This window comes from Nocardiopsis kunsanensis DSM 44524 (assembly GCF_000340965.1).
In the GTDB taxonomy this organism is placed as follows: Bacteria; Actinomycetota; Actinomycetes; order Streptosporangiales; family Streptosporangiaceae; genus Nocardiopsis; species Nocardiopsis kunsanensis.
In genome coordinates this window covers 16,667-42,110 of sequence record NZ_ANAY01000002.1, presented here as the reverse complement: position 1 = coordinate 42,110, position 25,444 = coordinate 16,667, and the positions used below count along the sequence as shown (strand labels likewise).

Here is a 25,444-nt window from a genome sequence, read left to right as displayed (position 1 = left end):
GGTCAGGGCGAAGTTTGTCCGTCCTGACGCATGGTAGTCGACTGGGTGTGCTCCGAATCGACGCCGGTTCGCCCGGAGGGGGTTCCATGAGAGTGCTCGGTGTCAACGCCGTCTTCCACGACCCTGCCGCCGCTCTGGTGGTCGACGGCCGGACCGTGGCAGCCGCGGAGGAGGAACGCTTCTCCCGGCGCAAGCACGGCAAGGAAGCAGTTCCCTTCTCCGCGTGGGAGCTGCCGGTCGAGTCGATGCGCTGGTGCCTGAGCGAAGCAGGGGTGAGCCCCTCCGACCTCGACGCGGTCACCTACTCATACGATCCCGCACTGGCCGTGGAACGCGGCCCCGGACTCGACCCGGCCTGGGAATGGTTGCGCAAGACCTACGTCGAGCGGGCCCCGTTCTTCCTCGCCACCGCTCTTCCCGGACTGGACCCGGAACGGGTCCTGCACATGCCGCACCACGTCGCACACGCCGCCTCCGCGGCGTTGGCGGCGCCGAGGGCCGCGGGCGGACGCGCCGTCCTCGCCGCCGACGGCCGCGGCGAGAACACCTCGCACCTGGCGGGCTCCTACTCGGAGGACGGGAAGCTGGAGGTCCTCGCGCGCCAAGGGCTCCCCGAGTCGCTGGGCCTGGTCTACGAAGAACTCACCGAACACCTCGGCTTCCGGCGCTCGAGCGACGAGTACAAGGTCATGGCACTGGCCTCCTACGGGGAACCGACGATGGCCGACCGGCTCAGCGACAGGATCGCCCATCTGGGCGACGGGCTGATCGTGGCCTCGCAGGTCGACTGGGAGGCCCTCGCGCCGGCCCGGGAACCCGGAACCGAACCCACGCGCCTGCACGCCGACCTCGCGGCGAGCGTGCAACAGCGGCTGGAGGAGGTCCTCCTCGACCTGCTGGGTTGGCTCCACGAACGCACCGGACAACACAGCCTGGCGATGGCGGGAGGGATCGCCCTGAACTGCGTCGCCAACAGCCGGATCGTCCGGGAGAGCCCGTTCGACGACGTATGGGTCCAGCCCGCCGCCGGCGACGCGGGCACGGCCCTGGGGGGAGCGTTGCAAACGGCGGCCGACCTCGGTGAGAAGGTCGAGCCCATGCCAGGCGCCGACCTGGGGCGCGGTTGGTCGGACGAGGAACTGGCCGAGATCCTCTCCGAGGCGGAGGTCGAGTACGAACGCCCCGTCGACCTCGCCGCGGAGATCGCCCGTGCCCTCCAGGAGAACGCACTCGTGGCGTGGTTCCAGGGACGCTCCGAGTTCGGCCCCCGCGCACTGGGCCACCGTTCCCTGCTCGCCGACCCGTCCGACGCCGACAACCTCGAACGCCTCAACCGGGTCAAGGGCCGTGAACAGTTCCGTCCCGTGGCCCCGATGGTGCCGGCCGCACGGGCCGCGGACATTTTCTCGGGCGGGCCCCTGCCCAGCCCCCACATGCTGTTCGTCCACGACGTCGCACCGCAGTGGCGGGACCGGATCCCCGCCGTGGTCCACGTGGACGGTACCGCGCGAGTACAGACCGTCGATCCCGGGGACGACCCGCTCACCGCCCGCCTGCTGTCGGAGTTCGAGGCGCTGACCGGAGTGCCCGTCCTGGTCAACACCAGCCTCAACACGGCCGGCCGACCCATGGTGGACTCACCGAGGGACGCGTTGGAGTGCTTCGGCTCCGCCCCGGTGGACATCCTGGCCCTGGGCCCCTACCTCGTACGCCGTTCCGAGAAGGGGCGGACATGAGCGCGCCCGAGTACGCGGTCGTCGTCCCCACGACGGGACGCCCGGCTCTGGCGGGCGCGCTCGAGGCGGTCCTGGACGCCCCGCCCGACGCCGCACCCGCCGAGATCGTCGTGGTCGACGACCGGCCCCTCGGTGAGCGGGACACCCCGCTGCCCGGGATCGGGGACCGGATCGGCGTGCGGATCCTGCGTACGGGCGGCAAGGGGCCCGCCACCGCACGGCAGGCCGGATGGCACTCCTGCACCGCGCCGTGGATCGTCTTCCTGGACGACGACGTGCGACCGCCCGCGGACTGGCCCGAGCGGCTGTGCGCGGACCTGGCCTCCCTCCCCGGGGAAGCAGCGGGCAGCCAGGGCCGCATCGTCGTACCGCGCCCGCACGGACGCCGCCCCACGGACGCCGAACGGGCCACGATCGCCCTGGAGGATGCTCTGTGGATCACCGCCGACCTGGCGGTGCGCAGACGGGCCCTGGAACGGGTCGGCGGATTCGACACCCGCTTCCCCCGTGCCTACCGGGAGGACACCGACCTGGCCCTGCGGACACAGGACGCCGGCCTCACACTGCACAGGGGGGACCGGGTGTGCGTCCACCCCCTGAGGGACGGGGAGCGCCGCGTGAGTCTGCGGGCCCAGCGCGGCAACGCGGACAATGCCCTCATGTGGCGACTGCACGGGCCTTCCTGGCGCGAACGGGTCGCCGAGCCGCCTGGCGGTCTGCGCTCACACCTGTTCACGACCGCAGTGGCCGCGACCGCCGTGCTCACGGCGGCCACCGGCCGTCGGGGGACGGCCGCCGTGTCGACCGCCGTGTGGGCACTGTCGACCGCCCGGTTCGCGCTGTCCCGGATACGCCCCGGGCCGTCCCTCCCCGCCGAATGGGCCGACATGGCGCTCACGAGCGTGCTCGTCCCGCCCCTGGCGTGCCTGCACCGGTTGCGCGGCGAGCTGCGGCACGTCGGCGCCCGGCCCGCGCCGGCCGTGCGCGCGGTGCTCTTCGACCGCGACGGCACGCTCGTGGAGGACGTGCCCTACAACGGCGACCCCGACAAGGTCGTCGCACGTCCCGGTGCGGCCGAAGCCGTCGCACTCGCCCGCGAACACGGGCTCCGGGTCGGGATGGTGACCAACCAGTCCGGGATCGGCCGCGGCACCCTCACCGAACGGGAGGTGACCGGGGTCAACCGGCGGGTCGAGGAGCTGCTCGGCCCCTTCGACCTGTGGCGGATCTGTGCGCACACCCCGGAGGAGGGCTGCACCTGCCGCAAACCACTGCCGGGCCTGGTGCTCAGCGCCGCCGCCGGGCTCGGTGTGCATCCCGCCGAGTGCGCGGTGATCGGCGACATAGGCTCCGACACGGAGTCCGCGGCCGCCGCAGGAGCACGGGGGATCCTCGTGCCCACTCCGGTGACCCTCGACGAGGAACTGCGCCGGGCCCCGGAGGTCGAGCACGACCTGCTCTCCGCGGTGCGCAGACTCGTGGGGGGTGAGAGGACATGAGCACACGCACGGTCCTGGTGGCCCGCATGGACAGCATGGGCGACGTCCTGCTGTCCGGTCCCGCCGTGCGCGCGATCGCCCGAAGGGCCGACCGGGTGGTGGTGCTGGCCGGACCCCAGGGCGAGGCGGCGGCACGCCTGCTCCCCGGGGTGGACGAGGTCATCACCTGGTGTGCGCCGTGGATCTCCCCGCAACCGCCCCGGGTCGAGCGCCAGGACGTCGAGGAACTGATGGCGGCGATCACCGCTACGGGCGCCGACGAGGCCGTCGTCCTCACCTCCTTCCACCAGTCTCCGCTCCCGCTGGCCCTGCTGCTCAGGATGGCGGGGGTGGGCCGGATCTCGGCGATCAGCGACGACTACCCGGGAAGCCTGCTGGACGTGCGCCACCGTGTTCCCCAGGGGATGCCCGAGGCCGAGCGCGCCCTCTCACTCGCCGAGGCCGCCGGGTTCCCGCCCGGGCCCGAGGACACCGGACGCCTGGACCTGCGGCGGCCCCTGCCCGACACACGGGACCTGGTGGGCAGCGAAGCCTTCACCGTCGTCCACGTCGGTGCCGATGCACCCGCCCGTGAACTGCCCGACACCCTGGGAGCCGACGTGGTCGCCGAGCTCGGTGCCCGCGGGCACCGCGTCGTCGTCACCGGTACCGACCGAGCCAGGGCGGGCGGGGTCGGGGGCGAACACGGCCTCAACCTGGCCGGCCGCACCACCACGGCCGAACTCGCCGACGTGCTCCGCAGGGCCCGTGTGGTCACCGTCGGCAACACCGGGCCGGCACACCTGGCCGCAGCCGTGGGTACCCCGGTCGTATCGCTCTTCGCTCCCGTCGTGCCCGCCTCGGCCTGGGCCCCGTACGGGGTCGACCACCGCCTGTTGGGCCACCAGGACGCCCCGTGCGCCGGCACGCGGGCGCGCCGGTGCCCGGTTCCGGGCCATCCCTGCCTCAACGGCGTGACCGCCGGGCAGGTCCTGGCCGCCATCGACGAGCTCGGGGAGGCGCCATGACCGTGGACACGGGCCGGACCACCGCTGCGTCCGCGCGGGTCGAAACGCACACGAGGGAGCCCGTCCGGCCACGCCGTGTGCTCATGTGGCACGTCCACGGGTCGTGGACGACCTCGTTCCTGCACTCGGGGCACACCTGCGTGCTCCCGGTGACACCCGACCGGGGACCCGACGGACGCGGGCGGGCCGACACCTGGAACTGGCCGCCCAACGCCGTGGAACTCCCCTGGGAGCAGGTGCGCGGGGCCGGGATCGACCTGGTGCTGCTGCAGCGGCCCCACGAGATCGAACTCGCCGAACACCTCCTCGGAGCGGTCCCCGGCCGGGACGTGCCCGCGGTCTACGTCGAGCACAACACCCCGCGCGGCGGCGTGCCCGAGACCCTGCACCCGCTCGCCGAACGTTCGGACGTGCCCATCGTGCACGTGACCCATTTCAACGCCCTCTTCTGGGACAGCGGCCGGGCCCCCGTACACGTCGTCGAACACGGGATCCCGGACCCGGGCCCGCTGTACACCGGGGAGGTGGCACGGGCCGGGGCGGTGCTGAACGAACCCCTGCGCCGCTGGCGTTTCACCGGAACGGACCTGCTCACGGGGCTGGCCGGCGAGGTCCCCCTGGACCTGTTCGGTATGGGTGTCGAAGCGGTCCCGCGACAGTTGGGGCTCTCCGGGACACGGTTGCGCGCCCACGAGGACCTGCCCCAACACGCCATGCACACCGAGCTGGCACGCAGGAGGGCCTACGTCCACCCGCTGCGCTGGACCTCCCTGGGACTCTCCCTCATCGAGGCGATGATGATGGGCCTTCCCGTGGCCGCCGTCGGAGCGACCGAGGCCTACGAGGCCGTCCCGCCGGGCGCCGGTGTCGTCTCCACGGACCCCGGCGTGCTCGCGGCGGAGCTACGCGCCTTCCTGAACGACCCCGACCACGCGGCCCGGACCGGCGCCTACGCGCGCGAGGCCGCGCTGGCCCGGTACGGGCTCCCGAGGTTCCTCGACGACTGGGAGCGAGTGTTGGAGGAGGTGGCGCGATGAGGATCGCGATGGTGTCGGAGCATGCCAGCCCGCTGGCGCTCATCACGGGCGAGGACGCCGGCGGTCAGAACGTCCACGTGGCGGAGTTGGCCACCGCACTGGCCCGGCGGGGACACGACGTCGTCGTCCACACACGGCGCACCGATCCGACCGCACCCGACACCGTGCTCTTCCGGGACGGTGTCCGGGTCCGGCACCTGACAGCCGGGCCGGCGGCACCGCTCGCCAAGGACCTGCTGCTGCCCCACATGGGCGAGTTCGAGCGCGCGCTCACCGAGGCGCTCGCACACGAGAGGCCCGACGCCGTGCACGCCCACTTCTGGATGAGCGGGATGGCCGCGACCGGTGCCGGAGCCGCGCTCGGGATCCCCGTGTTCCAGACCTTCCACGCGCTGGGTGCGGTCAAGCAGCGTTTCCAGGGCCTCGCCGACACGAGCCCTCCGGAGAGGGACCGGATCGAACCGGCCGTGGCACGGACCTGTGACACGGTCGTGGCGACCTCCGAGGAGGAGAGGAGCGAACTCCTCACCTGGGGCGTGGCACCGGAACGGATCGCCGTGGTGCCCTGCGGTGTGGACACCGAGCGCTTCACCCGCTCGGGCCCCGGTGCGCCCAGGAACGGGCGGCCGCGCTTGCTCAGCCTGGGACGGCTCGTCCCCCGCAAGGGGGTCGACACGGTGATCCGGGCCCTGGCCGCGGTGACCGATGCTGAGCTGCTCGTGGTCGGCGGACCGCGCACCGACGAGATGAGGGACGACCCCGAGGTCGTACGGCTGCGCACGATCGCCCGGCACCTGGGCGTGGCCGACCGGGTGCGGTTCCTCGGGTGTGTGGATCGTGATGAGGTTCCCGCGCTCGTCCGCTCCGCGGACCTGTCGGTCAACGTGCCCTGGTACGAGCCGTTCGGCATCTCGACGGTCGAGTCGATGGCCTGCGGTGTACCCGTGATCGCCTCCCGGGTGGGCGGCCACTGCGACACCGTGGTGCACGGGGAGACGGGGTTGCTCGTCCCCGCGCGCAGCCCCGGACGGCTCGCCGAGAAGATCCGCATGCTGCTGGCCGAACCCGACACACGCAGGTTCTACTCCGAGGCCTCCGAGAGGCGGGCCCGGAGGCGGTACTCGTGGTCGGAGGTGGCCCGGGCCACCGAGCAGTGTTACCGGTCGCAGGTCCCGAGGGCCGTACTTCCCCGCGACCCGGAGCACGAGCGCCTCTCGGGACGAACGGCTGCGACCACGGTCGGAGGGGAAGAGAGCTGATGCACACCCATCTACGCGAACTGGACGAGGCGTTGCACGGGACCGACGCCGACCGGGTCGAAGGCTGGTCCCGGGTCGCCGGACCGGCCCTGGCGGCCGGTCACCGGCTCTTCGCGTGCGGCAACGGGGGCAGCGCCGCCGAGGCACAACACCTGACCGCCGAGCTGACGGGGCGGTTCGAGACCGAACGGCCACCGATGTCGGCGTTGGCACTGCACGCCGACAGTTCGAGCGTGACCGCCATCGCCAACGACTACGGATACCAACAGGTCTACGCCCGGCAGCTCCGGGCACACGCTTCCCACGGCGACCTCCTGGTGTGCATGTCCACCAGCGGCAACAGCGAGAACGTCGTGGAGGCCGTCAAGACCGCCCGCGAACTGGGGGTCGTGTCCTGGTCCCTGACCGGACCCGGGCCCTGCTCCCTGGAATCGCTGAGCGACGACACGGTCGCCGTGCCGGCCAGAACCACCTCGACCGTCCAGGAGGTCCACCTGGCGCTGGTCCACATCTTCTGCGCGGGGGTGGACCGCTGGTCGGAGCGGTCCGGCGCGGCCCGGACCGTTCCCGGACAGAGGGGGAACACATGAGTGGCGGGCGCCTGGCCGTACTCGGCGACAGCATTCTGGACGTCGACCTGAGAGGACGGTCCCGTCGGCGGTGCCCCGACGCCCCGGCACCCGTCCTGGACGAACCGGGCCGATGGCACCGTCCCGGCGGGGCCGGCCTGGCGGCGGGACTCATCCACGAGTACAGCGGCGGGGACGTGGTCCTGGTGACGGCCGTCGGCCGGGACGAAGGCGCGGTCGAACTCGCCCGCAGCCTCGGTACGGGCGTGGTGCTCGACGGACTCCCGTTGCGGAGGCGTACCCCCACCAAGGTCCGTGTGCAGGACGGCGGGGCCACCCTCGCACGGCTCGACGAGGGCTGTGAGCAGGTCGTACCGGAGGTCTCTGCCGAGGAGGTACGCCGTGCCCTGCACGGGGCCGACGCCGTCCTGGTCTCCGACTACGGGCTCGGCCTGACCCACAGCAGGGCCGTGCGCGAGGTGTTGACCGACCTCGCCACGCACACACCGATCGTGTGGGACCCGCACCCGCGTGGGGCGCCCCCGGTCCCTGAAGCCCTGCTGGTCACGCCCAACGCGGCCGAGAGCCTGGTCCCCGCGGGAGCGGACACAGCGCACACCCTGCGCAGGGCACGCCGCCTGGCGGCCCAGTGGCAGGCCGAGGCGGTCACCGTCACCTTGGGCGACGGGGGCGGTGTCTGGGCCGACCGGTCGGGCAACGGCGGCGAGGTCCGTGCCGAACGGGTCCCGGAACCGGAGGACACCTGCGGCGCCGGGGACGCTTTCGCGGCCGCGTGCACCGTGCTCCTGGAACGGGGGTTCGGTGTCGGGAGCGCCGTCGAGGCCGGTACTTGTGCCGCCGGACGTTTCGTCGCCTCCGGAGCCGCCACCGCGTACGCGGAACCACGACGCGAGCGGGGTGCGGCCGTGAGCATGCTCAATCCACCACCCGAGGTGGAGGGGGCCCGACGCGAGGGCAAACGCATCGTGGCCACCGGGGGGTGTTTCGATCTGCTGCACGCCGGCCACGTCGACCTGCTGCGGCGGGCCCGTGCCCTCGGCGACCACCTCGTCGTCCTGGTCAACGACGACTCGTCGGTGCGCGGACTCAAGGGTGCCGAGCGCCCGGTGGTGCCCGAACACGACCGGGCACGCCTGGTGGGCGCGCTCTCCTGCGTGGACACCGTCGTCCTCTTCGGTGAGAGCACCCCGATGAGCATGCTCCGGAGGATCAGACCGGACGTGTGGATCAAGGGCGGCGATCACGACGTGGACGATCTCCCCGAGGCGCCGGTCGTGCGGGCCGTCGGCGGCGAGGTCGTCACACTGCCGCTGTTGCCGGGCCGGTCCACGACCGGCCTCATCGACCATCTGCGGGGCCAGGACGGCCTCCCCGCGACGTGAGACCCCGTCTGCAGAGGAGAGAAGATGCGTGAACTCGGACTGACCATCGTCACCGGAGGTGCGTCCGGTCTCGGCGCCGCCACGGCTCGTGCCGTCGCGGACGAGGGAGGGACCCCCGTGGTTCTGGACCGCAAGCACCCCGAGACGGATCTGCCCTTCGTGGAGGTCGACCTCGCCGACCGGCACGCGATCGAACAGGCGGTCTCCCAGGTCGTGACGGAGCACGGTCCGCCCTCAGCGCTCGTCAACGCCGCCGGTATCGACGTGTGCGGCCAGCTGTCCGACGTCGCCGCCGAGGACTGGGAACACGTGGTCGCCGTGAACCTGCTGGGCACCGTGGCCGTGACCAGGGCGGCCCTGCCCCACCTGAAAGCGACCCGGGGGAGCGTGGTCAACTGCGCGTCCACGCTCGGCCTGCGCGCGCTGAGCGACGCCAGTGCCTACTGCGCCTCCAAGTTCGGGGTCGTCGGGTTCACCCGGTCCCTGGCCGCCGAACTCGCCGGTTCCGTGGGGGTCACGCTCCTCGTCCCGGGAGGGATGCGCACCGCCTTCTTCGACGACCGGCCGGAGCAGTACCGCCCCGGCCCCGACGCACAGCTCAACGACCCGGACGACGTGGCCTCGTCCGTGCTCTTCGCTCTGCGCCAGCCGCGGGGATGCGAGGTACGGGAGATGGTCGTGTGCCACTCGGGCGAGACGTCCTGGCCGTAGGCCCTGTCCGGTGGAGACCGATGGCCTGTTGCACGACGGCGGGCATCCACCGAACAGGCTCCGGGCCCTCACGGCGGTCCCGTGGCACGAGCGACGACGTCGCGGAAGAAAGGACCGAACGATGCACCATCCGAGAAGGGGTGCCGTACTGGTCACCGGTGGAACGGGCTTCGTGGGCTCGCACCTGTGCCGACGGCTGATCGAGCGGGGACAGAGAGTGATCTGTCTGGACAACCTCGTCACTGGACGCACCGAGAACGTGCGGCACCTGTTGGACCATCCGAGGTTCGCCATGCTCCTGGCCGACGTGACGGAGCAGTGGGAGATCGACGAACCGCTGGAAACCGTCTTCCACCTCGCATCGGCCGCTTCGCCCCGGGACTACCTCCGTATGCCTCTGGAGACCCTGGAAGCCGGGAGCGCCGGGACACGCAACGCTCTGGCCTGTGCCGAGGCCCACCGGGCCAGGTTCGTGCTCGCCTCGACGAGCGAGGTGTACGGGGACCCGAAGGAACACCCGCAACGGGAGACCTACTGGGGCCACGTCAACCCGATCGGCCCCCGGAGCGTGTACGACGAGGCCAAACGGTACGCCGAGTCGCTCACCATGGCCCATCACCGGACCCGGGACACGGACGTGGGGATCGCCCGGGTCTTCAACACCTACGGGCCCAGGATGCGTCTGGACGACGGCCGTATGATCCCCACCTTCCTGCGGCAGGCGCTGGCGGGAGAACCGATCACCGTCACCGGCAGCGGCCAACAGACACGGTCGATCTGCTACGTGGACGACACCGTCGAGGGGCTGCTGGCCCTGGCCGACAGCGGCACGGCGGACCCGGTCAACATCGGGAGCGAGGAGGAGGTGAGCGTACTGAACCTGGCCGACCACATCCGTGTGCTCTCGGGGTCCCGGTCCGAGCTCACCTTCATCGACCGGCCCGAGGACGACCCGCACTACCGGAGGCCGGACATCAGCAAGGCCATGAGGATCCTCGGGTGGAAACCGGCCGTCCACCTGGACGAAGGGCTGCGGCGCACCCTCGCGCACGTGTTGGAGGGCGAGGTGTTCCCGGTCCCGGAGATGAGACGCCTTCAGGGGCGGAACGGGAGGATCGACCATGCCGAGCACGGAGCCGTCCCGGGTCTCGGTCGTGGTGATCACGCGTGACCGGGTCACCGAACTCTGCCGCACGTTGGCGAACCTGCGGTTGTTGGAGCCCAGGCCCCCGGTCGTGGTGGTCGACAACGACTCGGGGGACGGGACCGCGGAAGTGGTCCGTGCGAGCTTTCCCGAAGTGACTCTGGTCCGCAACGAACGCAACACCGGATGCGCGGCACGCAACCTCGGCGTCGAACACACCTCCACGCCCTACGTCGCTTTCTGCGACGACGACTCGTGGTGGGCCGGGGACTCGCTGGAGGCGGCCGCCGACGCCTTCGACACGCATCCGCGCCTGGGGCTGGTCGCCGCAGCCGTCCTCGTCGGGGGCGGGGAACGCGCGGACCCGGTCAACGACAAGCTGCTCGACAGCCCGCTGGAACCGGAGGGGGACCTTCCGGGGCCCAGGGTGCTGGGGTTCCTGGCCTGCGCCTGTGTCGTCCGGCGCACCGCCTTCGACGAGGCGGGAGGTTTCGAACCGCTGCTGTTCTTCGGCGGCGAGGAGGCGCTCCTGGCACAGGACCTGGCGGCGCGGGGCTGGGGCCTGTGCCACCTGCCCCGGCTCCGTGTCCACCACCACCCGTCGGAGGCCCGACCGCCCTCCGCATGGCGTCGCACCCTGGAGGAACGCAACGCTCTGCTCACCTCCTGGCTGCGTCGGGGACCGAAGACCGTGGTCGCACACACGGCACGCACGCTCGGGCGGGCGCTACGCGACCCGTGCTCACGCAGGGCCCTGTGGGGTGCGGTCGTGTTGACGCCCGAGGCGTGGACGGCGCGCCGCAGGGTCCCGGCCTCGGTCGAACACGACCTCGAACTCCTGGAGCGGACGTGAGGGCGCGCGTGGGTGTCGTGGTCATCACCAAGGACCGGCGCCGGGAACTGACACGCACACTCTCGCGGCTGGCGGAGCTTCCCGAACGCCCTCCCGTCGTGGTGGTCGACAATGCTTCGGAGGACGGTACGGCCGACATGGTCGCCCACCGCCACCCGGACGTGGGGCTCGTCCGGGCGGGCGCGAACCTGGGCGCGGTGGGCCGCAACGTCGGCACCGACGCGCTGTCCACGCCCTACGTCGCCTTCTGCGACGACGACACGTGGTGGGAGCCCGGCGCGCTGGGACGTGCGGCGGACCTGTTGGACGCCCACCCGCACCTGGGGGCGGTCACCGCGCGCCTGGTCGTGGAACCCTCCGGGGAGGAGGACCCGCTCACCCCGGAACTGCGGTACTCGCCCGTCCCGGGACCCGAGTGGCTCCCGGGCCCTGCTGTTCTGGGCATCCTCGCGGGGGTGAGTGTCCTGAGGACCGAGGCCTTCCGCGGGGTGGGGGGTTTCTCGGAGCGCCTGTGGCTGGGCGGAGAGGAAGAACTCCTCGCGCTCGACCTGGCCTCGGCGGGGTGGTGGCTGTGCTGGGACGAGTGGACCGTGGCCCACCACCACGCCTCGGAGGTGCGGGATCCGCGCAGGCGCCGGCGGCAGGGGATCCGAAACACCCTGTGGACCGCCTGGCTGCGTCGCCCGTGGCGGGGCGCGCTCGACCACACCCGGCAAGTACTGGGGTCGGCGCCCAAGGACCGCACGAGCGCCGCGGCCGTGGCGGAGGCACTGGGCGGACTGCCGTGGGTGCTCAGGGAACGCAGGACCGTCCCGCCGCACGTGGAGGAGGGCCTCCAGCTGCTCGCCGGGCCGCGGAGGAGGTCACGCGCCCGTCGTTACGTCGGTTGAGCGCACGGCCTCATCGACACGGAGAGTAACCATATTGGACGAGAATTTGACGTGGGTATCGTTTTTGTCGAGGTCACAAGGTTAGGAACCCGTGGTGGACGACACATCGGTGAATCTCACGGCCCTCCAACGAGAACTCCGCGAGCACGTGGACGCAGAGGTGCGTTTCGACCGGGGGAGTGTCGGCGCCTACTCCACCGACGGCTCCAACTACCGCCAGGTCCCCCTCGGGGTGATCGTTCCCCGCAGTGTCGACGCCGGGGCGACGGCCGTCGGAGTGTGTGCGCGGGCCGGGGTACCGGTCCTCTCCCGCGGCGGCGGCACCAGCCTGGGAGGCCAGGCCACCAACGCCGCCGTCGTCATCGACTGGACGAAGTACTGCGACCGCCTGGTCTCGGTCGACGCCGAGCGCCGGACCTGTGTGGTCGAACCCGGCATCGTGCTCGACGAACTCAACCGGCTGCTCGCCCCGCAGGGGCTCAAGTTCGGCCCCAAACCCTCCACCCACAGCCACTGCTCCCTGGGTGGCATGATCGGCAACAACGCCTGCGGCGCCTCGGCCCAGGCCTACGGCAAGACCGTGGACAACGTGCGCCGCCTGGAGGTCCTGGTCTACGACGGGTCCCGTTTCTGGGTCGGGCCCACCTCGGACGAGGAACTCGACGGGATCCTCCGCGTCGGCGGGCGCAGGGCGGAGATCCATCGAGGCCTGCGCGAGATCATCGGGCACCACGAACAGGACGTGCGCGACCATTTCCCGGACATTCCCCGGCGGGTCTCCGGCTACAACCTGGACTCCCTCCTGCCGGAGAACGGGTTCGACCTCGCCAAGGCGCTCGTCGGTAGCGAGGGGACCCTCGTCACCGTGCTGCACGCCGAACTCGACCTGGTCCCGATCCCCCGCCACGACGCGATGGTGGCGCTCGGGTACGACGACATCTGCGCCGCCGCGGACGACGTCCCCCGTATCCTGGAACACTGCGATCCGGTACTGCTCGAGGCGCTCGACAGCCGGATGGCCCAGTTGATGAGGGAAGAGCATGCCTACCTCGAACCCCTCGACCGGCTCCCGCACGGGGAGAGCTGGCTGCTGGTGCAGTTCAGCGCAGACAGTCAGGAGGGGGTCGACGAACAGTCCCGCGGCCTGTTGCGTGCGCTGAGCCGGGGCGAAGGGGACAGCACGGTCTCCTTCCCCGACTCCCCCTCCCAAGAGAGGGAGATGCTCAAGGCGCGGGAAGTCGGCCTCGGTGTGACTGCCCGTCCCCCCGACGCGCGCGAGACCTGGGAGGGATGGGAGGACTCCGCGGTGTCCCCGGAAAAGCTCGGCGACTACTTGCGCGACCTGAAGGAACTCTTCACCGAGTTCGGTTACGATCACCCATCGCTCTACGGCCACTTCGGCCACGGGTGTGTGCACACCCGGATCCCCTTCCAGCTCAAGAACGCAGAAGGCGTCGCCGAGTTCCGCAGGTTCCTCTTCCGGGCAGCGGAACTGGTCGTCTCCTACGGGGGATCCCTCTCCGGTGAACACGGGGACGGCCGGGCCAGGGGGGAACTGCTGCCCCTGATGTTCGGCGACCGGGTGGTCGACGCATTCACCGAGGTCAAGGAGCTCTTCGACCCGCGGAACAGGATGAACCCGGGCAAGGTCGTCCTGGCCGATCCGGTCGACGGCGACCTCCGTCTCGGCTCGCAGTGGCGTCCCTGGAGGCCCAGCACCCACTTCGCCTTCGGTCAGGACGACCATTCCTTCCGGCGGGCGGTCATGCGCTGCGTCGGGGTCGGGAACTGCCGCGCCCAGACGGGGGGTGTCATGTGCCCTTCCTACCGGGCCACCGGGGAGGAGGAACACTCCACCCGAGGTCGGGCCCGGCTCCTCTTCGAGATGCTGAACGGGCACGAGGACTCGGTCATCGACGACGGGTGGCGCTCCACCGAAGTACACGACGCCCTCGACCTGTGCCTGGCGTGCAAGGGCTGTAAGTCCGACTGTCCGGTCGGCGTCGACATGGCCACCTACAAGGCCGAATTCCTCTCGCACCACTACCGGGGGCGGCTGCGTCCCGCCGCCCACTACTCCATGGGATGGCTGCCGGTCTGGGCCCGGATGGCGCGCCTGGCCCCCCGCCTGGCCAACGCGGGGCTGCAAGCCCCCGGGCTCTCCCGCCTGGGCAAGCGGATGGCAGGGATCGCTCCCGAACGGGAGACACCGGAGTTCGCGACCGAGTCCTTCGTCGAATGGTGGCGTTCCCGGGGCAGCCCGGAACCCGAGCCGGGGGATCCGCAGGCGGTCGTTCTGTGGCCCGACACCTTCAGCAACCACTTCCACCCGCACGTCGCCGAGGCCGCGGTCGGTGTACTGGAAGACGCGGGGTTCCGGGTCGCGGTACCGACCGAGAGCGTGTGCTGCGGGCTGACCTGGATCTCGACCGGGCAGCTGCGGATTGCCGCGCACGTCCTGAAACGCACCGTCGACGTACTGCGTCCGTGGCTCGGGGCCGACACCCCGATCGTGGGGCTCGAACCCTCGTGCACCGCCGTGTTCCGTTCCGATCTCACCGAACTGCTCCCGGGCGATCAGGACGCCGCACGCTTGGCCGAACGGTTCCGTACCTTCTCCGAACTGTTGCTGGAAGCGCCCGGGGAATGGCGTCCTCCCGAGCTGGGCCGCTCGGCCACGGTCCAGACCCATTGCCACCAGCACGCCGTCACCAAGTACGACGCCGACCGTGAGCTGATGCGCCGAGCGGGGATCGACGCGCAGGTCCTCGACGAGGGCTGTTGCGGGCTCGCGGGAAACTTCGGTTTCGAACGCGGTCACCACGACCTGTCCATGGCCATCGCCGAACAGGGGTTCCTCCCCGCAGTCCGGGACACCGCCCCCGAAGCCCTCGTCCTCGCCGACGGTTTCAGCTGCCGCACCCAGATCGAACAAGCGGGAACCGGGCGCCGCGCCCTCCATCTGGCCGAAGCCCTGGCGGACGGTCTGCCAGAACCCGTGGAGCCCACCGCGCGGAGCGGTCGAGGGTCGGGCCCCTCGGCCGACGGCACACTCCTGGTCGGGATCCTCGCGCTCACAGCGGCCGCGGCGACCGCGGTCGGGGTCTGGGCCAGCTCGCGCAAGAACGCCTGAACCGCGGTCGGAGACCGCGGACGCCGCCCCTCTCAAGTGACCCGGCCGACCCGCCACACGGGATCGGTCCACCACGGAGGAAACGAGGCAGACCCATGACGGACAAGGTTTCGGACTACGTGCTGCAGCGGTTGCGCGAGTGGGACGTCGAACGTGTCTTCTCCTACGCCGGAGACGGCATCAACGAGCTGCTCGCCGCCTGGGGGCGGGCCGACAACGAGCCGACGTTCACCCAGGCCCGGCACGAGGAGATGGCGGCATTCGAGGCGGTCGGCTACGCCAAGTTCTCCGGGAAGGTCGGGGTGTGCGCCGCCACTTCCGGCCCCGGCGCGGTCCACCTGCTCAACGGCCTCTACGACGCCAAACTCGACCACGTCCCGGTGGTAGCGATCGTGGGGCAGACCAACCGGAGCGCCATGGGCGGCTCCTACCAGCAGGAGATCGACCTGGTGAACCTGTACAAGGATGTGGCCTCCGAGTTCTGCGAGATGGTGACCGTACCCGAGCAGCTGCCCAACGTCCTCGACAGAGCGATGCGTATTTCTTGGACCAGGCGGACGGTGACCGCCGTGATCATCCCCGCCGACGTGCAGGAACTGGAGTACTCTCCGCCGACCCACGACTTCAAGATGGTTCCTTCCAGCCTCGGGGTGTCCTCGCCCACACCAGTGCCGCGGTCGTCGGACATGGCCCAGGCCGCGCAGGTGCTCAACGACGGGGAGAGGATCGCGGTCCTGGTCGGCCAGGGAGCGGCCGGGGCCAAGGACGAGGTCAAGCAGGTCGCGGAGCTGATGGACGCCGGGGTGGCCAAGGCGCTGCTGGGCAAGGACACGCTGCCCGACGACCTGCCGTACGTGACCGGCTCGATCGGCCTGCTGGGCACACGCGCCTCCTACGAACTCATGCGGGACTGCGACACCCTCCTGGTGGTGGGCTCCAGCTTCCCCTACACCCAGTTCATGCCCGAGCTGGACCAGGCACGGGCCGTGCAGATCGACATCGACCCGAATATGATCGGTATGCGCTACCCCTTCGAAGTCAACCTCGTCGGGGACGCCAAGGAGACCCTCACCACCCTGCTCCCGCAGCTCGATCGCGACAAGAAGCGCAGGTCCTGGCGCGAGAAGGTCGAGAGGGACGTCACGCAGTGGTGGGAGGTCATGCGGCGCCGGGCCGACGTCTCGGCCGAGCCGATCAACCCCGAGTACGTTGTACACGCCCTGGACCCGCTCCTGCCCGACGATGTGATCGTGACCTCGGACTCGGGTTCGGCCGCGAACTGGTATGCGCGGCATCTGCGCATGCGCGGGAACATGCGCTGTTCGCTCTCGGGCACTCTCGCCACGATGGGTCCGGGCGTGCCCTACGCCATCGGTGCCAAATTCGCTCATCCGGACCGGCCGGTCATCGCACTCGTTGGTGATGGCGCCATGCAGATGAACGGCATGGGCGAACTCGTGACCGCGGCCAAGTACTGGCAGGAGTGGCAGGATCCGAGGATGGTGGTGGCCGTCCTCAACAACCACGACCTCAATCAGGTCACGTGGGAGATGCGCGCCATGAACGGGGCGCCACAGTTCCTGCCTTCGCAGTCGTTGCCGGACGTTCCCTACGCCGACTTCGCGCACCTGGTGGGGCTCGACGGGGTACGGGTGGAACGCCCCGAGGACGTCGAGAGCTCCTGGCACCGGGCACTGGGCGCCGATCGGCCCTTCGTGATCGACTTCCGTACCGACCCCGACGTCCCGCCCATCCCGCCGCACGCGAGCCTCGACCAGATCGAGTCCGCGGCCTCGGCGATCCTCCATGGCGACACGGAGAGCGCCGGTCTGGTCCGGCAAGGGGTCAAGGCCAAGGTGCAGGACTTCCTGCCCGGGCACAACAAGGACCGATGACACACCGCAACCCTGGTTCGGGGGTTCGATGAACAGGACGGCACACAAGGGGACGGAGCCGGTCGTGGACGGGGTCACCACGGCCGTCTACACCGTTCCGGCCGATCAGATCGAGGCGGACGCGACCCTGGCCTGGTCCTCCACGACCCTGGTCCTGGCCCGCGTTCGCTGCGGTGACGTGCTCGGACTCGGCTACACCTATGGGGCTCCGGCCACCGCTCAGGTCGTCGAGGACCACCTGGCCGGTGCCGTGGTCGGCCGGTGCGCCTGGGACACGGCCGCTGCGAACGAGGCGATGAACGAGTCCGTGCGCAACGTCGGCCGCCCGGGGTTGGCCGCCGGCGCGGTCTCAGCCGTGGACATCGCCCTGTGGGACCTCAAAGCACGACTGCTCGACCTGCCGCTGGCGCGGCTGCTCGGAGCAGCCAGGGCCGAGGTTCCCGTCTACGGCAGCGGCGGTTTCACCACCTACGGCGCGGCCCGGCAGGACGCGCAGTTGCGCTCCTGGGTCGAGGAACAGGGGATCCCCCGGGTCAAGATCAAGATCGGTGAGGCGTGGGGGAACCGGCAGGCCCGGGACCTGGAGCGGGTGGCCGAGGCCAGGAGGAGTGTGGGCGCGGACACCGAGCTCTACACCGATGCCAATGGCGCCTACTCCCGGAAGCACGCGATCCGAGTGGCGCGTGGCCTCGACGGCGAGGGTGTGACCTGGTTCGAGGAACCGGTCACCTCCGACGACCTGGAGGGGCTGGCCCAGGTGCGGGCCGCCGGCATGCCCGACGTGGCCGCCGGGGAGTACGGCTACGACCTGACCTACTTCCGGCACATGCTCGCCGCCGCCTCGGTCGACTGCCTTCAGGCCGACGTGACCCGGTGCGGCGGTGTCACCGTGTGGATGCGGGCCGCCGCTCTCGCGGAGGCCTCGGGGCTGCAGCTCTCGGGCCACTGTGCCCCGCACCTGCACGCGCACACCGGGGCTGCGGTACCCAACCTGCGGCACGTGGAGTGGTTCCACGACCACGTCCGGATCGAGACCTCGCTGTTCGACGGAGGACTGCAGCCGTCGGGGGGTGTTCTGCGGCCGTGTGTGCCCGGTCGCACTGGGCACGGCCTGAGCCTGCGTGAGGAGGCCGAACCCTTCCGCGTGCGGTGACGGGGCGCGCACCGCTCTGCCGGGGCCTGCCGGGAGCCCGCACCTCTGGTGGTTGTATTCAATCGGGATACGATCTGTCCGCCCGAGGAACAAGCGGGCGACCCCGGTCCCGGTCCGGGAGTGAGCTCCCTCAGACCTGTCCGGTGCCGGTACGGGACCTGCGGCGGCGGGCCGCGGCGGCTGCCACCCCGACCATCGTCACGAGCAGGGCCATACCTCCGACCAGAGCGAGTACACGGCCCTTCGTCGGCTCCACCGGCCGGTCCAGTGCCAAGCTCTCCTCCGGAGCCCCTTCTCCGGAGCGAGGTCCCGAAGTGCGGGACAGCGCACCCACCGGGTCGACGGAGGCGGCGCCGAACCCCTCACCGGTGTGCGGATAGGCCGAGGACGTGAGGCGCATCGCCGTCTGTGCCGCGCTGAGATCGGGGTACTCGGAACGGACCAAGGCCGCGGTACCGGCCACGAACGCGGCGGCGACCGGGTCTCCCTCGGCGACGGCGTGTCCGTCCCCTCCGGGGGCCACACTCAGCACGGCTTCCCCCGGGGCCGCGAGATCGGGTGCAGCGGGGTTCTCCCCGCCCTCCGCGGGCGCCTCACCGTGCACCGAACCGTCGGTGCCGTTGGCCACCACCCCCAGAACCTCGGAGCGGGTGGCGGGAACGGCGGCGTGCACATCGCTCTGGACACGGACCGTCGAGGGGGCGACGACCAGCACGTTCTCGGCCACGGCGGCGTCGACGGCCGCGTCGAGACCGGGACTGCCGGTCGGGAGCGCGACACCCACCAGAATGACGTCGGCGCCCTCAGAGACGGCCTCGGTCATGCCTTCGGCCAAGGTGTCCGCGTCGCTCCGGCCACGATCGTCCGTCACCGGGACCGCTGTCACCCGTGACTCGGGAGCCACCCCGACCAGGCCGCTGTCCGACTGCGGGCGTGCGGCGACGACCCCGGCCAGGAAGGTACCGAAACCGGTACAGTCCTCACCGCCTCCGACCACCGCGCCCGCCAGGGCGGCAGGAGTGTCGTCGACGCCGCTGCCGAGAACGGCGACGTTCGTTGCCTCCCCCGAGGAGATGGTGCGCGCATCCGGGAGGCCGAGGGCGTTCTCGGTCCAGACCTCCTGGTCGATCACCTCCTCCGAGGCGGACACGCACGTGTCGGAGGAGAGCTCGGGCACGATCTGGGCGAGCGCCGGGGGCACGCCTTCGTCCGCCGATGCGGGAACCCCCTGGACCAGGAACAGGGTGAGGGCACACACCGACGCCCCGGCCCGCAACCGACCCCGTTTCGTGTCGAAGGACACCACGACTCCTGTCTCCGGACCGCCCGTCCCCCGGACCACTCGGCTCGCCACCGCTGCGGCCGGATCGTGGACGGGCGTTCTGTTCGTATCGAATTCGCTGGTCGCGACCGGCGCCCGGGGCCGCACCCGGGCGCTGCGGTCACGTACGGTCTTCGGCTTCCTCGGTCTCCGGATCGAGGGCCAACTGCACCTTCACCGGATCGCGACGGTCGAAGCGCAGGGCTCGGCCCGGAGGTAGCCGTTGCGGACGCAGGGAGCCGAACAGCACACCTTCCGATGGCGGGCAGGACAGCACCATGCTCGGGGTGTTGGCATCGATGAGTTTGCGCAGGACCGGTTCGCCCATGGCTCGGCTGAAGCCACCGGCCCCCCGCGCGAGCACGAGGTGGAACCCGATGTCGGTGCCCTGGGTGAGCATCTCCGCCAACGGTGCCAGGGGTCCGCCGCTGTTCCCGGTGCTCAACAGGTCGTAGTCGTCGATGATCACGAACAGTTCGGGACCGCTCCACCACGAGCGGTCACGCAACTCCTCCGGGGTGACCTCTGGTCCCGGGAGCCGGGGTTTGAGGGCCTGGGCCGCCGCCTGCATCATCTCGCGGGCGCTCTCCCCGGTCACCGCGTATCCGAGGCGTTGCTCCTCGGGGATCGCGTCGAACAGTCCGCGCCGAGGGTCCACCACGACCACACGCGCCTCCGAGGCGCTGTAGCGATCCCGGATGGTGCGGGTGACCAGCCGCAGCAGGTTGGTCTTTCCGCTCTCGGTGTCGCCCACCACGAGCAGGTGGGGCAGGACCGAGAAGTCGTGCCAGAACGGTTCCAGCCGCCGCTCCTCCAGACCCAGGGCGATCTTGGGTCCGTCCTCCGCGGGCGGGAGGTCCGAGGCCGGCAGTGAGAGCGGGAGCAACCGTACCGGTGGGGCCGGGGGGCCGTCCCACGTCTGTTCGACGGCCTCGACGGCCCCGGCCACCGAAGCGCCGGGGCCCTCCTCGACGTGTGGCAGGGCGGAAAGGAAGTGTTTGTACTCGGAGGTCAGACCGCGTCCCGGGACCCTCGGGACCTTCTCGGCCTGACGCATGTTGATCGTCGAGTCCACGGCGTCTCCCAGGCGTAGTTCGAACCGGGTGACCAGAAGGTCGCGAAGGCTCGATTGCACGTCCGCCCAGCGCGGAGAGGCCACCATCAGGTGGATGCCGTAGTTGAGGCCGCGCTGGGCGATCTGCACGATGTCGTTGACGAGATCGAGCATGTCCGAGCGCACGGTGGCCCAGCCGTCGACGACCAGGAACACGTCTCCGTAGCGTTCGTCGGGGAACTCGCCGGCGGCTCGCCGACGCCGGTAGGCGCCGATCGAGTCGATGCCGTGGTCCGCGAAGAACCGCTCTCGCCGGTCGAGAAGCGCGGTGATCTCAGCCACGGTCCGGGTGATGCGTTCGGTGTCGACACGTCCGCAGATGCCACCGACGTGCGGCAGGTCCGACACACCGCGCAGCGTGCCGCCTCCGAAGTCCAGGAGGTAGAACTGCACCTGCTCGGGGGTGTTGGTGAGCGCGAGCGCCGTGATCAGCGAGACCAGGAGGGTGCTCTTGCCGCTCTGGGGGCCTCCGATGACCGCCGTGTGCCCGCCGGCACCGCGCAGGTCGGCCGTCAGAGGTGTGCGCAGCTGCTCGAACGGACGGTCCACCAACCCGACCGGAACGGACAGCACCGGATCGCTGCCCCAAGCGGGCAGGGTCTGAGTGCCGGTCTCCCGCAGCAACTCGGCGACGGTGGGGGCCTCGCCCAGGGGAGGCAACCACACCTGCCGGGCAGGGGGACCGGAGGCACGCATCGCCTCCAGCGCCGCCTCCAACAAGGTCTCGGTGGGTTCCTCCTCCGGTTCCGGTTCGGGTTCGGGGGAGGCGGTGGCCGGTCCGGCCACGTGTCCGGCCAGGAAGGGGGCGATCTCGCGCGCGGCGGTCGAAGCGTGCGCGGTGCGGCGCTTGGCCCGGTAGGGGCCCGAGACGTAGGCGGCCTTGAACCGCACCAGTTCCTCGGTGTCGGACTTGAGGTAACCCGAGCCGGGGGCGGGCGGGAGCTGATGGGCGTCGGCCACCCCGAGCACGCCGCGGCTCTCCATGGCCGAGAAAGTACGCAGCGCGATCCGGTAGGACAAGTGGCTCTCCAATTGGTGCATACGGCCCTCGTCCAGGCGTTGTGAGGCGAGGAGCAGATGCACCCCCAGACTGCGTCCCAGGCGTCCGATCATCACGAACAACGTCATGAAGTCGCGATGTGTAGCGAGGAGCTCACTGAACTCGTCCACGACCACCAACAGGGTGGGGAGTGGCTCCATGTCCGGATTGTTCTTGCGAGCCTTCTCGTATTCGTGGATGGAACTGAAGTTGCCCGCGGCACGCAGCAATTCCTGTCTGCGCACCAGTTCGCCGTGCAGCGCGTCCTGCATGCGCTCCACCAGAATCGTTTCGTCGGCGAGATTCGTGATCAGAGCCGAGGTGTGGTTCAAACCTTCCAGGCCGATGAACGTGGCTCCGCCCTTGAAGTCCACCAGTACGAAGTTGAGTGTCTCCGAGGAGTGGGTGAGCGCGAGGGACAGCACGAGTGTTCGCAGCAGCTCGCTCTTGCCCGAACCGGTGGCGCCGATGAGCATCCCGTGCGGGCCCATCCCGCCCAGTGCGGACTCCTTCAGGTCCAGTTCCAAGGGCGTTCCCGAAGCCGAGATCCCGATGGGCACCCGCAGGCGGCTCTCGGGTCGCTCGCGCTCCCACTCGCGGACGGGGTCCCAGGTGCGCAGGTTCTGGATCCCGAGCAGCGTGGTGAGATCGAAGTCGGTGGTCAGCGGCTCCACCACGTCGGTGGCGATACTGACGCGGTAGGGGGCCAGCATGCGTGCGAGGGAGCGGGCACGGACGGGGTCGAGCGTGTCCGGGCGGCCCAGGGAGGAATGGACCTCGCGGCCGGACCGGTCGAGTTCGGTCATCTCCACCGAGTCCGCAGACACACGCAGGGCGAGGCTGTGGGGGGCGCCGTCCCAAGGGCGTTCGGGGGACACGTCGATCACGACGGCGTTGCGGAATCCACCACTGAGCATTCTCGATCCTTGTGGCACGGTTCCGCCGTCGACGACGATGATCGTGAAAGGTTCGTCCCGGCCCGGTGTCTCCTGTGGGTCGAACGGTGGCCGATCGGACAGTTCCGGGCCGACGAGGCGTTCCAGTTCCACGGCGTCGGAAGCAATGAGGCGCAATGGTCCGGCGCCGTCACGCTCGGTCGGGTGCATGCAATGCGGAAGCCATTTGAGCCATTCCCATTCGGCCATAAGCGAGTCATCGACACATGCGGCGATCCGCAATTCGTCCGGGGCGTGGAAAACCGCTGCCTGGGACACGAGTGCGCGTGCCATGCCGCGAGAGGATTCTGCGTTTCCGTGTAGTCCTACATGGGCGAATCCACGCAGATAGAGGGACACCGGAAGGTCGTCGACGGTCGCGTAGGCATTGATGAACCGGCGGAGTGCGTGTGCGGACAGCGGTTCGAGGTCCTCCACGGGCTGGGTCGACAGAGGGGCCATGCGGGTCCCGAGCGGTTGCTCGCCCAGGGCGATGCGTACTTCGGCGAAGTCGTCGTGCCCTCCGCGGCGCTCCCAGAGCCGGCTCGTGCGCACCAGCGACCACAGCGAGCCAGGGTCGGGTCCGTTCCAGGCTTGGGCGCTGCGCTGGGCGGTGACGACTTCGCGGACCTGGGTGCGTACTTGGCCGAGGTAGCGCAGGTAGTCCCGGCGGTCCCCGGTGAGGCGGCGGCTGCGCTCGAGCCGTGTGCGCAAGAGCTGGCCCCCGATCATCGCCACCGCCCCGACGAGCATCATGCCGCCGGCGATGAAGGGCATGGCCGTCCCCAACGTGCCCGAGCCCGGCCGGAGCACCATCATCACCATCGCCAGGGAGCTCAACGCCATCGGCAGGTACATGAACACGCTGGAGATGTTGGTCTCGTGTTCGGGCAGCGTCGGCGGTTCCTGAAGGGCGAGCTCGCCCTCGGGCGGCTCCGGGCCGGGGCGACGGGCCGGCCTGCGGATGAGGATCGTGCTCATCAGCGAATGTTTCCTTCCAATTCACTCCGGTCCGCTCGGGAGTCCGGCAAGGTGCCGACTGGATTCCCCTGCGCAATTCGGGTCCGTTCGGTCGAGCAGCTCTCCAGAACAGGATTCGGTTCTCGGGGGTCGATGGGGGCCCTCATGTGAGCGCGGGCGGTCCGAGGGTAGAGTTCACTACCTCCATGGGTGAAATTTCCGGAGTGATGTTATTCTATCCCAGCATTTCGAACGCCCAGTGTGCCGTTCCTGCGCTACGTGAGCCCTCGCGGAATAGCACGTCATGGCACTCCCCCTCGTCGAGGCTGTTCGTCATGCGCCGTCATTCGTTCAGCTTTCTGTTCAGCGAGGAGTGCCGATGTCGGACGCCGTCGAGGCGGACTTGTGCCGTCTGGTCGTCCGAGCTCCCAGCACAGCGTTCGAGATCGCGGTACCGCGTGACCTGCCGTTGTCCGAGCTCCTGCCCACCTTCCTCCTCTACGCGGAGCAGGAGGACGAGGACCTGGACGAAGTCGGCCTGGAACACGGCGGATGGGTGCTCCAACGGTTGGGATCATCAGCGCTGGACGAGGCCGAGACGGTCGAGACCCTCGGCCTGACCGACGGCGAGACGCTCTACCTGCGCGAGCGCGCCGGTCAGATGCCGGAGATCCACTTCGACGACATCATCGACGGGGTGGCCGACTCGATGGGCGACCGCCCGGGCCTCTGGAACCCGGACCTCTCCCGCCGCGCGCTCACCCTCACCGCCGCCGGAGGACTGGCCGGCGCTCTCGTTCTTGCTGCCACGCTCGGCTTCACCTGGCTGCCAGGGACCATCGCGGCAGCTACCGGGGTGCTCTTGCTACTCACCGCCGGCGCGGCGTCCCGTGCGTTCGACGCTCCCTCGGTGGGTGCCGTCACCGGTGGGGCGGCTGTCCTGTTCATGGCACTGGCCGGTGCGTCCCTGCCGAGCGGCGATCCCGGTACCGCACTGGTCGGAGCGAGGATGCTCTCGGCGGCGTCGACGGGCACCGGGGCGGCGGTGTTGGCGACCGCCGCCGTGGCGGCGTTCCTGCCCTTCTTCGTCGCCGTCGTCGGAACCGCCCTGTTCACCGCCGCGGCCGGCGCCCTCCTCATGTTCTGGGACGCGGCTCCACCTCAGGGAGTGGCCGTCCTGGCCGCCGCTCTGGTGCTGTTGCTCGCTTCCTACGCTCCGGCCTTGGGCTTTCGACTGTCCGGAATGCGGTTGCCACCCCTTCCCGGCGGTGTGGCCCAGTTGGGTGAGTACATCGCCCCTCATCCCGCACGCGACGTACGCACGCGCAGCGAGCGCGCCCACCAGTTCCTCGGGTCCTGTCTGGCCGTGGTCGGGACCGTGTGTACGGCCGCCCTCACCGTCCTGGCCGTGCATCCCGGTTGGTTGGCCTCCTCGGCCGGGGTGTGCGTGTCGGTGATCCTGCTGCTGCAGTCCCGCGGGCTCACCAGCTCCTGGCACAGGATGAGCTTCTTGGTGCCCGGGGTCTACGGTCCCGTGGCCCTCGCGGTGGGCGGCGGGACCCTGGGCGGCGAGACGGCCGCGATGGTCCTCTTCGGCCTGCTCCTGGTCACCGCGCTCTTGTTGCTCATGGTCGCGTGGTCGGTGCCCGGTCACCGACCGATCCCGCACTGGGGGCGCGCGGGGGAACTGATCCAGAGCCTTGCCGCGATCGTCCTGGTGTGCCTGGTCCCCGCCAACCTGGGGCTGCTGACGTTGCTCCGGGGGATCGGCGGATGAGGCGGCACG

The 25,444-nt window shown here is 70.5% G+C and carries 17 protein-coding genes; 15 read left to right on the top strand and 2 right to left on the bottom strand.

All coding sequences use genetic code 11. The features are described 5' to 3' along the window. Positions 1-86: 86 nt before the first annotated feature. The 14 genes from D456_RS0101645 (at position 87) to D456_RS0101580 (ending at position 18,289) form a co-directional block, all read left to right on the top strand. Positions 87-1,736, top strand: coding sequence for a carbamoyltransferase family protein (locus D456_RS0101645; protein ID WP_026115480.1), 1,650 nt, complete (start codon positions 87-89; stop codon positions 1,734-1,736). Next, positions 1,733-3,235: an HAD-IIIA family hydrolase gene (locus D456_RS0101640; protein ID WP_017574404.1), complete on the top strand. Its 1,503-nt coding sequence runs from the start codon at positions 1,733-1,735 to the stop codon at positions 3,233-3,235. Before D456_RS0101645 ends, D456_RS0101640 begins: the two co-directional genes overlap by 4 nt. Continuing rightward, complete coding sequence (locus D456_RS0101635) at positions 3,232-4,242, top strand: glycosyltransferase family 9 protein (protein WP_017574403.1); 1,011 nt, start codon at positions 3,232-3,234, stop codon at positions 4,240-4,242. Before D456_RS0101640 ends, D456_RS0101635 begins: the two co-directional genes overlap by 4 nt. Beyond that, positions 4,239-5,279 carry a glycosyltransferase gene (locus D456_RS0101630; RefSeq protein ID WP_017574402.1) on the top strand — a complete coding sequence of 347 codons (1,041 nt, stop codon included), beginning with the start codon at positions 4,239-4,241 and terminating at the stop codon, positions 5,277-5,279. Before D456_RS0101635 ends, D456_RS0101630 begins: the two co-directional genes overlap by 4 nt. Then, a complete protein-coding gene (locus D456_RS0101625) occupies positions 5,276-6,538 on the top strand; it encodes a glycosyltransferase (RefSeq protein WP_017574401.1) in 1,263 nt (420 codons plus the stop codon). Before D456_RS0101630 ends, D456_RS0101625 begins: the two co-directional genes overlap by 4 nt. Next, positions 6,538-7,128 (top strand): D-sedoheptulose-7-phosphate isomerase, encoded by a 591-nt coding sequence (locus D456_RS0101620; protein WP_017574400.1) that lies wholly within the window; start codon positions 6,538-6,540, stop codon positions 7,126-7,128. Before D456_RS0101625 ends, D456_RS0101620 begins: the two co-directional genes overlap by 1 nt. Next, positions 7,125-8,510: a PfkB family carbohydrate kinase gene (locus D456_RS0101615; protein WP_017574399.1), complete on the top strand. Its 1,386-nt coding sequence runs from the start codon at positions 7,125-7,127 to the stop codon at positions 8,508-8,510. Before D456_RS0101620 ends, D456_RS0101615 begins: the two co-directional genes overlap by 4 nt. Positions 8,511-8,534: 24 nt before the next feature. Further along, on the top strand, positions 8,535-9,221 hold the full coding sequence (locus tag D456_RS0101610) for an SDR family oxidoreductase (protein ID WP_017574398.1): 687 nt from the start codon (positions 8,535-8,537) through the stop codon (positions 9,219-9,221). 121 nt (positions 9,222-9,342) lie between these two features. Further along, a complete protein-coding gene (locus D456_RS0101605; RefSeq protein ID WP_017574397.1) occupies positions 9,343-10,392 on the top strand; it encodes an NAD-dependent epimerase/dehydratase family protein in 1,050 nt (349 codons plus the stop codon). After that, positions 10,343-11,218: a glycosyltransferase family 2 protein gene (locus tag D456_RS0101600; RefSeq protein WP_017574396.1), complete on the top strand. Its 876-nt coding sequence runs from the start codon at positions 10,343-10,345 to the stop codon at positions 11,216-11,218. The genes D456_RS0101605 and D456_RS0101600 overlap by 50 nt, the downstream gene beginning before the upstream one ends. Continuing rightward, the gene (locus D456_RS0101595; RefSeq protein ID WP_040698495.1) at positions 11,215-12,108 is read left to right on the top strand and encodes a glycosyltransferase family 2 protein; all 894 of its coding nucleotides are present in this window, start codon (positions 11,215-11,217) and stop codon (positions 12,106-12,108) included. Before D456_RS0101600 ends, D456_RS0101595 begins: the two co-directional genes overlap by 4 nt. A 94-nt stretch (positions 12,109-12,202) precedes the next feature. Further along, complete coding sequence (locus tag D456_RS0101590) at positions 12,203-15,241, top strand: FAD-binding and (Fe-S)-binding domain-containing protein (RefSeq protein WP_017574394.1); 3,039 nt, start codon at positions 12,203-12,205, stop codon at positions 15,239-15,241. Between the two features lie 95 nt (positions 15,242-15,336). Continuing rightward, a complete protein-coding gene (locus tag D456_RS0101585) occupies positions 15,337-17,136 on the top strand; it encodes a thiamine pyrophosphate-requiring protein (protein ID WP_017574393.1) in 1,800 nt (599 codons plus the stop codon). Between the two features lie 28 nt (positions 17,137-17,164). Further along, positions 17,165-18,289: an enolase C-terminal domain-like protein gene (locus D456_RS0101580; RefSeq protein ID WP_017574392.1), complete on the top strand. Its 1,125-nt coding sequence runs from the start codon at positions 17,165-17,167 to the stop codon at positions 18,287-18,289. 130 nt (positions 18,290-18,419) lie between these two features. Here D456_RS0101580 and D456_RS0101575 read toward each other — a convergent pair whose 3' ends face one another. Both D456_RS0101575 and D456_RS0101570 read right to left on the bottom strand, forming a co-directional pair. Continuing rightward, positions 18,420-19,592: a S8 family serine peptidase gene (locus tag D456_RS0101575; RefSeq protein WP_017574391.1), complete on the bottom strand. Its 1,173-nt coding sequence runs from the start codon at positions 19,590-19,592 to the stop codon at positions 18,420-18,422. A 139-nt stretch (positions 19,593-19,731) separates the two neighbouring features. Further along, on the bottom strand, positions 19,732-23,679 hold the full coding sequence (locus tag D456_RS0101570) for a type VII secretion protein EccC (RefSeq protein WP_017574390.1): 3,948 nt from the start codon (positions 23,677-23,679) through the stop codon (positions 19,732-19,734). 358 nt (positions 23,680-24,037) lie between these two features. Here D456_RS0101570 and eccD point away from each other — a divergent pair, with 358 nt between their 5' ends. Further along, positions 24,038-25,435, top strand: a complete 1,398-nt coding sequence (gene eccD, locus D456_RS0101565; protein ID WP_017574389.1) for a type VII secretion integral membrane protein EccD — start codon at positions 24,038-24,040, stop codon at positions 25,433-25,435. Positions 25,436-25,444: the final 9 nt, after the last annotated feature.